This window comes from Inconstantimicrobium porci, from assembly GCF_009696465.1.
Taxonomy (GTDB): Bacteria; Bacillota; Clostridia; order Clostridiales; family Clostridiaceae; genus Inconstantimicrobium; species Inconstantimicrobium porci.
In genome coordinates, this window is record NZ_VULX01000004.1 from 76173 (window position 1) to 88683 (window position 12511).

A 12511-nucleotide genomic window follows, 5' to 3' on the forward strand; every position below is an offset into this window, starting at 1 on the left:
GTGTGTTTTCATGTGGAGCATTAGCAATAGGAAAGTATGCCTTTGGTGCAATGGCAATTGCATCAGATATAGCTGTAGGTGATAATGCACATGCTCATATAGCTATCGGCAATACTGTGCAGGGAATAAAGACACTTCCATTAAATACACCTTTTGAGCAGTTAAAGGATACATTAAAACAAAGTTATCCTGATCTGCCAGAATGGATTATTAACACAGTTCATTTTTTCAGCAGTAATATTACTAAAAAATAAGAGCTATATTATCTTAGTTTCTACGGAAGCGTTATAGTAAATGTTTAAAAATACTAAATATTATTATATAATTGTAATTATATTGTTTACTATAAAACGTGGTACGGAGGGATGAGAAAGTGGAGTTTATAAAAAATTGTTTTAAAGGTTTGTATGATTTTAAAGTATATAAAGAGTTGATGAAAGCGTCAAAGCTTAAGGTTTTTCTATATGTTGTGATATTGTCAGCAGTTCTTGGAGGGATATTATCAGTGCCATTTTACAATAATAGCAGGAGTAGTGTTAATGTTGTAGAAAATAATATGGACAAGATACCAGAATTCACTGTTAAAAATAATAATCTTCAGCTTAAAAATGAGGGACCTGTCGTTATTAATGATAGTGGAATGGTGCTTATATTTGACGACAGCACTGACAATAATAGTGACTATGCTAAAGCTGAGAATGCAATATTCTGGGGAAAAAGCTGCCTAAAGAAGAAGCTTAATGGCAAAGAATTAGGAAGTGCAAAATATGCTGATTCAAAAGGGATTACATTAAATAAACAATACGTAATAGATGAAGCAAAGTCATATAAGTTTATGCCTATTAGATTTATAATACAGAATATAGCTATATCATATATGCTGATATTCATGGCAGCTTTATTAGTAATGACATTCAGCATGAGAGCAAAGAATCCTATGCAATTTGGAGAGATATTTAAGATAAGTTCATTTACAGTAACTGTACCAATAATATTATTTACATGCCTAAAAGCTTTTGGGATAGGTAACATGCCAATAATAAGCTGGATTTTGGTTATTATTCAGGTATTATATGTACGTAAAGCAATAAAGGAAGTTAATGGTGAAGATAGCCTTAAACCAGAATATAAAATTAAAAAAACAAATAAAAAGTAAATGATTTGACACTATGTTTAGTGTATAATATAATTATGTTAAAATTTATAAGAAGCTATGAAGAGAAGAGTAGCATTTTGGAATGTTAAAAGAGAGTTGGGCAAGCTGAAAACCAATAACAGGAAGATTTGTGAACATGGTCTTGGAGCATATTTTTCGAATGTAATTTATAGCGTAAATGCTATGTTTTAGAGAAGTACGGAAGCAGCCGTTATACTGCAGGGTGATGATGTATTAAAGTCGCCTGATATAAGGTATCGTAAATTATTTTTTAAGATATGAAATAGAGTGGTACAGCGTATAAAAAAGGCGCCTCTATATGAGAATAACTCATATGGGGGCGCTTTCTTAATTAGTAACTAATTTGCTTGTTTTTCTAATAACTATAGGAAATTAAAGCACTTTAAAATATAAAAACATTGTAGGAGGACGTTGAAATGGAAAAAAAACCATTTTATATTACAACACCAATTTATTACCCATCAGCTAATCTTCATATAGGTAATACATATACAACTGTTGCTGCTGATGCAATTGCAAGATTTAAGAGACTTACAGGATATGATGTAATGTTTCTTACTGGATCTGACGAACATGGCCAGAAGATTCAGAGAAAAGCTGAAGAAAAGGGAGTAACTCCAAAGGAATTCGTTGATGAAATAGTTGCTGGAATTAAGGAACTATGGACAATGATGGACATAAGCTATGATAAGTTTATCAGAACTACTGATGATTATCATGTTGAAGCAGTTCAGAAGATAGTTAAAAAACTATATGATCAGGGAGATATCTATAAGAGTTCATATGAAGGAATGTACTGTACTCCATGTGAATCATTCTGGACAGAAACTCAGCTTGTAGACGGAAAGTGCCCAGATTGTGGAAGACCATGTGAAAAGGCAAAAGAAGAAGCTTACTTCTTCAAGATGAGCAAATATGCTCCAAGACTTATAAAGTACATTGAAGATCATCCTGATTTCATTCAGCCAGAATCAAGAAAGAATGAAATGCTTAATAACTTCTTAAAGCCAGGCTTACAGGATCTTTGTATTTCAAGAACAAGCTTTACATGGGGAATTCCTGTAACATTTGATCCAAAGCATGTTGTTTATGTATGGATAGATGCATTATCAAACTATATCACTGCTTTAGGATATGGCTCAGAAAACGCAGAAAAATTCAATAAGTACTGGCCTGCCGATGTACATCTTGTAGGTAAGGATATCATAAGATTCCATACAATTTACTGGCCAATAATGTTAATGGCTCTAGATTTACCACTTCCAAAGCAGGTATTCGGACACGGATGGCTTCTTGTTGATGGTGGAAAGATGTCAAAATCAAAGGGTAATGTTGTAGATCCAGTTGTCCTTGTTGATAAATTCGGTGTGGATCCAGTTAGATACTACTTATTAAGAGAAATACCATTTGGTTCAGATGGATTATTCAATAATGAAATATTCATCAAGAAGATTAACTCAGATTTATGTAATGACCTTGGAAACCTTCTTTCAAGAAGTGTTGCAATGGTTGAAAAATACTTTGACGGAGTTATACCAGCACCAACAGCTAAAGAAGCTATTGATGATGAACTTATAAATCTTGCACTTGCAACTCCTAAGAAGGTTGAAGAATATGTTGACAAGTTCAACTTACCAGCTGCACTTGAAGAAATATTCAATCTAATTGGAAGAGCTAACAAGTACATTGATGAAACAACTCCATGGATATTAGCTAAAGACGAAGACAAGAAAGAAAGACTTGGAACAGTTTTATATAACTTAATCGAAAGTTTAAGATTTGCATCTGTACTTCTTGAATCATTCTTACCAAGAACAAGCAAGAAGATTAATGAACAGATTAATGCTGAAACTTTAAGCTGGAACAGTTTATCATCATTCGATGGAACTAGTGCTGGAACTAAGGTTGTTAAGGGTGATGCATTATTCCCAAGAATAGATGTAGAAGCTAAGATAAAAGAACTTGAAGACTTAAAAGCAGCTCAGATGGCAGAAAATGCAGCTCAGGCTGAAAAACATGAAATACAGCCAATAAAAGAAGAAATTACAATAGATGATTTTGAAAAGCTTGATTTAAGAGTTGTTAAAGTTCTTGAATGTGAACCAATAAAGGGAGCAAAGAAACTTCTTAAGTTAAAGGTTGATTTAGGAAACGAAGTAAGACAGGTAGTTTCAGGAATAGCTAAGTTCTATAAGCCAGAAGAACTTGTTGGAAAGAACGTTGTTCTAGTTGCAAACTTAAAGCCAGTTAAATTAAGAGGCGAATTATCACAGGGAATGATTCTTTGTGGAGCAACAGATGATGACAGTAAGCTATTTGCTGTAAATCCTGGTGATCTTCCAACAGGAAGCATAGTAAGATAATTTAGAATGTAAAATGTAGAATTCAGGATAGAACTCCCCTTGAAGGGAGTTCAAGCCAAGGCATAAGCGAACATACCAAATCAAAGATTTGGAATGCCTGCTTAAAAAGAGAGCTTGGCCCTCTTTAAAACACCTTTTTTTAATGACAAGAGGTTTGGAGGCAAAGCCTCCATTAAGTTTTAGAAATTAGCTTGCTAATTTCATCCTGAATTATACATTCTAAATTATACATTTTACATTGATACATATACATAGTAGAAGCAATAAGAATTATAAGTGGGGTTTAGTTTATGAAAGTTTTAATAGGTAATGCATGGCCATATTCAAGTGGATCTCTTCATCTTGGAAGACTGGCAGCTTGGATTCCTGGAGATATTTTAGCTAGGTATCATAGAGAAAAAGGTGATGAAGTAATTTTTATTTCAGGTAGTGACTGTCATGGTACACCAATATTAATGAAAGCTAAGGAAGAAAAGAAAAGCCCAAGAGAAGTTTCAGATTATTATCACAATGAGTTTAAAAGATATTTTGAGAAAGCTGATATGTCTTTTGATATATATGCAAAAACAGATTCTCCATATCATCATAAGATTGTTCGGGAGCTTGTAACTGAGCTTTATAAAAATGGATATATATATGAGAAGATACTTGAGCAGAATTATTGTGAAGAATGTGGTGAATACCTTTCAGATAAGATGATTGAAGGAACTTGTCCATACTGTGGAGGAGCAGCAAGAGGAGATCAGTGTGAAGAATGTTCAGCACTTCTTGATCCAGAAGATCTTATTGATAAGAAATGCAAAGTATGTCACAGTGAACCTGTTATCAAGCAGACTAAGCATTTATTCTTTAAACTTTCAAGTTTTGATAATGACATAAAAGCACTTGTAGAGAGAGACGGCAGGTACTGGAGAAATGACTCTATTAAAATAACAAAGAGATATATCAAGGAAGGATTAAGAGACAGAGCGATTACAAGAACTCTTGACTGGGGTGTTGATGTACCGTTTCCTGGATTTGAAGATAAGAAAATTTATGTGTGGATTGATGCCATAATGGGATATATTTCAGCTTCAAGAAAAGTTGCTGAAGAAAGAAATGAAGATTATAAGGAATATTGGAATGATGAAAATAGCAGAATATATTTTGTACACGGAAAAGATAATATACCTTTCCATACAGTAATTTTACCTGCTATATTATATGGGCTTAATATAGGAAAGTCAGAAATAAGAATGGTTTCGTCACAATATATAAATCTTGAGGGCAAGAAGTTTTCTGCAGCGAAGAACTGGGCAGTATGGGTTCCTTATATCTTTGATCATTATGATTCAGATTCCATAAGATACTACCTTACTATCCATGGTGCTGAAAAGAGAGATTCTGATTTTACATGGAGGAAGTTTATAAATAGTCATAATGGCGACCTTCTTGGATGCTATGGCAATTTTATTAACAGGAGTCTTAGTTTTATCCACAAGAATTTTGACGGAAAGCTTGATAACTGTGGATTAAATGAAGAAATTCAGCGTAAACTAAAGAATTTATATATAATTGCTGGTAATAAAATCGAAAATGGTGAATTTAAAGCAGCACTTGAAAAGATATTTGATTTTATAAAAGAATCAAATAAGTATTTTGATAATGAAAAACCATGGGTTACCTTGAAAGAAAATAAGGAAAGGTGCAGGAATACTTTATATAACTGCGTACAGATAATAGCAAATCTTTCAAATCTTTTAGAGCCTTTTGTTCCAGAATCTGCAGCTAAGATAAGACAATTTCTTAATATAGAAAAGCCTATATGGAGTTTTGTTGAACTTAAGGATGTATCAGTTAATGAATTATCATTTTTATTTACCAGAATAGATAAATCTAAGATTGATGAAGAAATTCAACTTATGATTGATGCAAGAAATGCTGAATGAATTTGAATACAATTTTCTATGAAAGAAAAAAATAAGCCCTGGTACAAAAAAGTCTGTCAAGGGGGACGACTAAAACCCAGGGCTTTAAACTTATATAATTTTAAGGGGTAAAATTTTATTTTAGTGCTTTAGCTACTTTACAAGTATTATATTACAAAACTTATGTGTCAGGATTGTGTCAAAAAAGCAAAGAAATTATTAATAAATATAAATATATTATTAACATGAGGAGGAATTGCTTTGATAAAGATATTAGTAGGCGCTGCTATTGGGGCAGTAATCGGATATATCACAAATTACATAGCTATAAAGATGCTTTTTAGGCCATTAGAGGAAAAAAGAATATTTGGCATAAGGGTGCCATTTACACCAGGACTTATACCAAAAGAAAAGTCAAGAATAGCAAAAAGTGTTGGTGAAGCAGTTGGCAAGTATCTTTTAAGTAGTGAGGCTATCTTAGAATCATTAAAAACTCAGAGATTAAAAGATAAAGTAAGAAATAATATTTTTAATTTTATATGCTCATTAAAGGATAAAAAACTTAATGTCAAAAAGTTATTAACAATTATGGTTAAAGATAAAGAGATAGCTGTTGAAAACGAATTGAAGATGTTAATAACTAACACAGCACTTAATAAGTTTGAAAGTGAAGATGTGGTTGAGAGAATTAGTGATCACTTATTAGCTTTTGTGGATGTGAAACTTAATGAAGAGCCTCTTCTTATTAAAGATTATTTTGCAGGAAATGGATTTAAGTCATTTTTAAATGATTTAATGAAGAAATCACAAGATCAGGGATATATCAGGGATAGTATTTCAAAGATAATTACTAATAAAAAGATAAGTCTCATAGAAAATAATACAAAGCTTTTCGAAATTGTACCTGTAGAAGTTTTCACTGGTATTAATCTTTATATATTTAATGAAAAAGAAACTATAGCATCAGAAATTAAGGAACTTGTAAGGAACCCAGAAGTTGCAGATAAGATTAAAGAAAACATTACATCAAAAGTATTAAATAACATGAATCCGCTTGTTTCTATGTTCCTTAATGATGAGACTCTTTATACTAAAGTGTTAGATTTTGTTGATGGCTATCTTGATGATGAAGTAAACAGAATAGAAATTGTAAAATACTTAAATTCATATGTGGATTCATATAAGGATAAGACTGTAGCAGAAGTACTTGAAAAGATTCCAGTTAATATTCAGGATGAAATTCTTAAAAACATCTCAACTAAGATAGAATCGCGAATTCTTAATTCTGATATAGCAAATCTTATTTCAAAGAAAATATCAGAGAAAGTTAATAGTTTATCATCATATGATGAAATTATCTCTTCTTTCAGAAGTACTTATAGAGAAGATATAAAGGAAGTTGTTAAAAGAGAGATTGTTAAACTTGTTAACAGTGAAGATATAAAAGTACTTGTATATCATGCTGTTGATGATACAGTTAATAAGATGATGAATAAGAACATCAGCAATAAGTTTATAGACACAGTCAACAGCTATGTGTCAGATATAGCTGGAGGACTGTACGATAAGGTACTTACAAGATACATACCTACTTTAATAAATGACATCAAAATTGCACCAATCGTTGAAAAGCAGATTAATGAATTTGAAGTAGACTATGCTGAAAAAATTATCATAGAAATAGCAGATAAAGAATTAAAGTCAATAACATGGCTGGGAGCACTTTTAGGAGCAATCCTGGGAATAATATCACCAATAATAAATGGACTATTCTAGAAGATATAGATTAGAGAGCAGAGAAAAGGATGAAACTTCTAGGAGGAGTTTCAAGATAAGAGGACGAATCCCTCTCATATCTCTAATCTTTTTATTAGGTACTTTTTGTGAAAAAATAAAGTCATTATATGGCTTTATTTTTTTGCTTTTAGAGGTGGGTTTAATTTTTTTTATGTATCGTGCAGCTAGATGTTTACAGTATTTGCATATTAAGAGTTAATTTCAACCATATAATATGGCTTGTTAAAAATGTAAAAAAGTGGTAATATTTATAGCGTAGTCACTAAAAAAGTTTAATTTGGTTGCCGATATGCCGATGAAATGCTTGAAATTTGACATATTGACATGGGTATGGGATAATTATACTAATAAACTTAACGGGGTGATTTCATGAATCAAGATAATATATTAATATTTGATTCACATGCGCATTATGATGATTCTAGCTTTGATGATGACAGATATGAACTTATTAAGTCTCTTAACGATGATGGAGTAATAGGAATTATAAATTGTGGAGCATCACTTAAAGGGACGCTTGACTCAGTAGAATTATCTAAAAAATATGATTTTATCTACAGCGCAGTAGGAATTCATCCTGAGAATGCATACGAATATGATGATAAGGTGGAGCGACAACTAAAAAATATAGTGTTGTCTGAGCCAAAGGTTAAGGCTATTGGAGAAATAGGTCTTGATTATTATTGGGAAGAGAATCCACCAAAAGAAATACAGAAAGAAGTTTTCGCAAGACAAATGAAGCTTGCAGATGAGCTTAACCTTCCAGTGATTATTCATGATAGAGATGCTCATCAGGATACATTAGATATAATGAAACAGTTTCCAAATGTCAGAGGAGTGGTGCATTGTTTTTCAGGAAGTGTTGAGTTTGCAAGAGAATGTTTAAAGCTAGGATATTATATAGGCTTTACAGGAGTTGTAACATTTAAGAAGTCTAAAAAAGCAGTTGAGGTTGCTAAAGATATCCCGATTGACAGAATGTTAGTTGAGACTGATGCACCTTATATGTCGCCAGAGCCAAACAGAGGTAAAAGAAATCAGTCAAACTATATAAGATTCGTAATTTCTAAAATAGCAGAAGTGAGAGAAATTAGCGAAAAAGAACTTAGCGAAAAGCTTATAGATAACACTAGAAGGTTATTTGGCATAAAATAATATGCTGTGTTTTTTAAGTTATTTGAGCTACGATGGAATAAGAAAAGTATTATATTAATATATATATAAAGATTAATCATAAAACCATTTATATGACTAAAGATCTTACAGAGTATACTATTTCTTTATATATAGTATAAATATGTACAGTGTATGCATTCTATAAGAATGAAAGTACTAGCAAGAGGCTTAAATTTGACATGATAATTGAATTTTCCTATAATACAGGAGACTCTCTTGCCAAAGGAGGAATATTGAATGGTAAATAAGATAACTAGTCAGCTAAAAAAACTGACGGGTAGTCCCAAGGCAAAAATGGTAGCAGGATTGATAGTGATTGCCATCATGGTGGTGACGTTATTATCCATGAGGAAGACGTTAATAGTTAATATAGACGGTAAAGAAACAACAATAACTACTTACAAGGGTAATGTAAAGGCAGCATTGCAGGACAATAACATTACAGTGGGGCAGAAAGATAAAATTACACCAGGTTTAAGCACAGAGCTTTCAAGAACAGGAAGAGTAAATATCCATAGAGCAGTTAATGTTTCAATCTCAGTAGATGGACAAACTACTCATGTAGCATCAGCAGAGAAAACAGTTGCTGATATGCTAAAAGCTGAAGGTGTTATTTTAGGAGATAAAGATAAAATAGAACCTGTTAAAGAAACAGAAATTACTAAAGATACTAGTGTGAAAATAACTAGGGTTGATTCAAAAATAGTTAAAGAAGAAAGCAAACTGGACTATGAAACAGTTATACAAACAGATGATAATTTAGATAAGAGTGTATCTAAGACTATCACAGAAGGTGAATGTGGAAGTAAGGAAACTACTTATATGTTAACCTTAGAAGATGGTAAAGAAGTAAAAAGAACTGTAGTAGCTCAGAAAGTTACTAAGAAACCAGTAAATAAGGTTATAAAAAAAGGAACAGCTGAAACTGTTACTTTATCAAGAGGCGAGAGTACTGTATATAAAAAGAAAATGAATATGGTAACTACAGCCTATGCAATTCATGGTGGAACAGCAAGTGGTGCAACAACTGTAAGAAATCCAAATGGTTTAAGTACCATAGCAGTTGATCCAAATGTAATTCCTTTAGGAACAAAGGTTTATGTGCCAGGATATGGACTAGCAGTTGCCCAAGATACAGGCAGTGCTATTAAAAATAATAAAATTGATTTATTTATGAATACATCAAGCGAAGCATATAACTGGGGAGTTCGCAACGTTGAAGTATATATAATTGCATATCCAGGACAATGGTAATTGTTTTTTGTAAGTAGGGATAACATGCTCGTTATCTCTACTTTATTTTTACACCTTTTTTCTAATTAATAAATTAAGAAATGGTTACAAAATATAAAATATATGAAATTTTTTAATAATAGCGATTGTTGATAAAAGTATAGGGGAATGCTAAAATTAAGAAGATAATTTTTAGAAAAATAGTTAATGATATAAAATGTAAAAATATTCGTATTGAAAGGATGTTTTAGGTGATAAAAGAAGTTATAGTTGTTGAGGGACGAGACGATGTAACAGCAGTAAAAGCAGCTGTCGATGCAGAAATTATAGCTGTTGGTGGCTTTGGTATAAATTATAAAGTTATTAACAGAATAAAGGAAGCTCAGAAGAGACAGGGTGTAATTGTTCTTACTGATCCAGATTTTGCAGGAGAAAAGATAAGAAGAATAATTTCGAAAAGAGTTCCTAATATAAAACATGCATACATATCTAGAAAAGAAGGTACTAAAGCTGATGACATAGGTGTTGAAAATGCTAGCCCTGAAGCAATAAGAAAAGCACTTGCTGGTGCAAAGGCATTAACAAAGGAAAAGAGAGAAGAATTTAATTCAAGTGACCTTGTTTTCTTCAAGCTTAGTGGTGATGCAAAATCAAAGATGAGAAGAGAGCTACTTGGAAAGCAGCTTAGAATAGGTTATGGTAATGCAAATCAGCTTTTATCAAGATTGAACAATTATGGTATAACAAAAGAAGAATTTGTAGATGCTATGAAAATTGTTGAAAAGAAAATAAAATTAGGAGAAGATGAATAATATATGGATATGAAAGATATACAGACTCAGGAACTTGTTAAGAAGTATAATTTTAAGTTCACAAAGAGCCTTGGACAGAACTTCCTTACAGATGAATCAGTACCACATGATATAGTTAATGGTGCAGAAGTAAATAAAGATGATCTTGTTATTGAAATAGGACCGGGAGTTGGTACACTTACTACTCAGCTTTTAAATAGAGCAAAAAGAGTAATAGCAATCGAACTAGATGATAAACTTATTCCTATACTTCAGGAGGAACTTGGAGATAATCCAAATTTTCAGCTTATACATAATGATGCTCTTAAGGTTGACTTCAAGCAGCTTATAGGCGAAGAGAAGCATGTTAAGCTTGTTGCAAATCTTCCATACTATGTTACAACTCCAATAATAGTTAAGCTTTTAAAAGAAAGATACAACTTTGAATCTCTTACAATAATGATTCAGAAGGAAGTTGCAGAAAGAATTGATGCAGAACCAAATTGCAAAGATTACGGTTCTTTATCTCTTTTAGTGCAGTACTACTGTGACACTAAGATTGTAAGAAAGGTTGCTCCATCATGCTTTATACCAAGACCGAAGGTTGAGTCTATAGTAATAAGACTTGATAAACTTGCAAGTCCTAGAGTTGAAGTGAAAGATGAGAAACTATTCTTTGAAGTAATCAGAAGCTCATTCAACATGAGAAGGAAGACTTTAATGAATGGACTTAAGGTTTTAGGGCTTCCAAAAGAAAAGCTTGAGGAAGCATTTAATAATGCAGGAATAGACCTTAGGAGAAGAGGGGAAACTTTAAGTATCGAAGAGTTTGCTAATTTATCAGATCAAATATATGAAGTGAAGAATAAATAAAGATACGTAAAAACCTTACAAATTAATTTTGTAAGTTTTTTTTAAAAGTAGATATAATATTTCATCTTAATGAGTAAACTTTCTAAGGATAATAATAAATGAATGAGGTGTTACTATTAATAATTTATTAAAAATTAGAAGGTGCTCTATAATTTTGCCTATTAGTGCAATCATTATTGGTTGTCTAGCTGTGTTTGGTATTAAGTTTATTGTAGTGAAAATTATTATGGGGATGCTATCAGCATTAATGATAATCACGTTTATATTTATTTCGGTATTTATATGGAGGTGCCCTAACTGCAGGCAGGAACTGCCTATTATTATAAAATCTAAGGACTTTGACAATGAATATGAGTGTCCATACTGTGGTGAAAAAATAAAAGAACATAAACCTTTGATCACAAAAAAAGGAAATATATAATTGTGTTTATAGATATTTTTGTTGGAGGGATAGTTGTGAAAGAGAGAATATGTAAAAAATGTGGTTTTACTAATGATACTAATGCTTTTTACTGTCAGAAGTGCGGAACTCATTTAAGCAATAAGGGGATTAAGAACTTTGTTAAAAGCCTGAAACTTGGAAGTGTCGCAGGCGGAGGAGCAAAAGGCGTATCAATTGCACCTATTGCAGGTATGGAAGTAGATAAAATGAGTGGCAGTGCACAGTCATTCAAATCTGTAAGAAAGAGTTATAGCCTTGAGGATGGTTCATGGTACTGCCCATACTGTGGTAAAAAGAACAAAGAACATGCTGTGGAATGTGGTGACTGTGGGAAGGCAAAGCCACATGATTAATTTAGAAATGAGAATGTAAGCGGGAAATTTCAATTATACTTTTTATAATTTCTAGCATTATTAATATCTTGGCATGGCTTGCACCATTTATTATTATAAGATTAGTTATGACAATTATAATTGTATTATTGGTGCTTATATTTTTTTTACTTTCACATTTGTTCTGGAAATGTCCTTACTGTAAGGAACATCTTCCTATAAGAATAGATTTCGATAATGATCTTAATAATGTATATTAGTGTCCATACTGTGGAAAAAAGTTTGAATAATAATTATATTGCTCATCTGCTTAATGCAGGTGGGCAATTTTAATTTTAAATTTTAAATTACAGAGGTTTGGAGGCGGAGCCACCATTATAATAGAGAAATCAGCGAGTGTAGCGAGCTGATATCCTCATT

Annotated in this window: 11 protein-coding genes; all 11 read left to right on the plus strand. The window is 32.0% G+C overall.

What is annotated here, in order from left to right; translation table 11 throughout:
- The first annotated feature begins 2 nt into the window (after nucleotides 1-2).
- Complete coding sequence (locus FYJ33_RS04890; protein WP_154530649.1) at nucleotides 3-254, plus strand: hypothetical protein; 252 nt, start codon at nucleotides 3-5, stop codon at nucleotides 252-254.
- A gap of 119 nt (nucleotides 255-373) precedes the next feature.
- Nucleotides 374-1156: a DUF1189 domain-containing protein gene (locus FYJ33_RS04895; protein ID WP_154530650.1), complete on the plus strand. Its 783-nt coding sequence runs from the start codon at nucleotides 374-376 to the stop codon at nucleotides 1154-1156.
- A 437-nt stretch (nucleotides 1157-1593) separates the two neighbouring features.
- A complete protein-coding gene (metG, locus tag FYJ33_RS04900; RefSeq protein ID WP_154530651.1) occupies nucleotides 1594-3540 on the plus strand; it encodes a methionine--tRNA ligase in 1947 nt (648 codons plus the stop codon).
- Nucleotides 3541-3830: 290 nt separating this feature from the next.
- Nucleotides 3831-5468 carry a methionine--tRNA ligase gene (metG, locus tag FYJ33_RS04905; protein ID WP_154530652.1) on the plus strand — a complete coding sequence of 546 codons (1638 nt, stop codon included), beginning with the start codon at nucleotides 3831-3833 and terminating at the stop codon, nucleotides 5466-5468.
- A 240-nt stretch (nucleotides 5469-5708) separates the two neighbouring features.
- The gene (locus FYJ33_RS04910) at nucleotides 5709-7223 is read left to right on the plus strand and encodes a DUF445 family protein (protein ID WP_154530653.1); all 1515 of its coding nucleotides are present in this window, start codon (nucleotides 5709-5711) and stop codon (nucleotides 7221-7223) included.
- A gap of 390 nt (nucleotides 7224-7613) precedes the next feature.
- Nucleotides 7614-8399 (plus strand): TatD family hydrolase, encoded by a 786-nt coding sequence (locus FYJ33_RS04915; RefSeq protein WP_154530654.1) that lies wholly within the window; start codon nucleotides 7614-7616, stop codon nucleotides 8397-8399.
- Nucleotides 8400-8657: 258 nt separating this feature from the next.
- Nucleotides 8658-9674, plus strand: a complete 1017-nt coding sequence (locus tag FYJ33_RS04920) for a 3D domain-containing protein (RefSeq protein ID WP_154530655.1) — start codon at nucleotides 8658-8660, stop codon at nucleotides 9672-9674.
- Nucleotides 9675-9904: 230 nt separating this feature from the next.
- Nucleotides 9905-10465 carry a ribonuclease M5 gene (gene rnmV / locus FYJ33_RS04925; RefSeq protein ID WP_277642939.1) on the plus strand — a complete coding sequence of 187 codons (561 nt, stop codon included), beginning with the start codon at nucleotides 9905-9907 and terminating at the stop codon, nucleotides 10463-10465.
- Between the two features lie 3 nt (nucleotides 10466-10468).
- Nucleotides 10469-11317: a 16S rRNA (adenine(1518)-N(6)/adenine(1519)-N(6))-dimethyltransferase RsmA gene (gene rsmA / locus FYJ33_RS04930; protein WP_154530656.1), complete on the plus strand. Its 849-nt coding sequence runs from the start codon at nucleotides 10469-10471 to the stop codon at nucleotides 11315-11317.
- A gap of 247 nt (nucleotides 11318-11564) precedes the next feature.
- On the plus strand, nucleotides 11565-11738 hold the full coding sequence (locus FYJ33_RS16965) for a zinc ribbon domain-containing protein (RefSeq protein WP_407928880.1): 174 nt from the start codon (nucleotides 11565-11567) through the stop codon (nucleotides 11736-11738).
- A gap of 35 nt (nucleotides 11739-11773) precedes the next feature.
- Entirely contained in the window at nucleotides 11774-12112 is a 339-nt protein-coding gene (locus FYJ33_RS04935; RefSeq protein ID WP_154530657.1) for a hypothetical protein, read from the plus strand.
- The last annotated feature ends 399 nt before the right edge of the window (nucleotides 12113-12511 follow it).

What these genes read in the sequence shown, in the direction of transcription:
- FYJ33_RS16965 (WP_407928880.1), top strand. Translation starts at nt 11,565, where the DNA reads ATGATAATCACGTTTATATTTATTTCGGTATTTATATGGAGGTGCCCT.
- rsmA (WP_154530656.1), top strand. Translation starts at nt 10,469, where the DNA reads ATGGATATGAAAGATATACAGACTCAGGAACTTGTTAAGAAGTATAAT.
- metG (WP_154530652.1), top strand. Translation starts at nt 3,831, where the DNA reads ATGAAAGTTTTAATAGGTAATGCATGGCCATATTCAAGTGGATCTCTT.
- FYJ33_RS04915 (WP_154530654.1), top strand. Translation starts at nt 7,614, where the DNA reads ATGAATCAAGATAATATATTAATATTTGATTCACATGCGCATTATGAT.
- metG (WP_154530651.1), top strand. Translation starts at nt 1,594, where the DNA reads ATGGAAAAAAAACCATTTTATATTACAACACCAATTTATTACCCATCA.
- FYJ33_RS04920 (WP_154530655.1), top strand. Translation starts at nt 8,658, where the DNA reads ATGGTAAATAAGATAACTAGTCAGCTAAAAAAACTGACGGGTAGTCCC.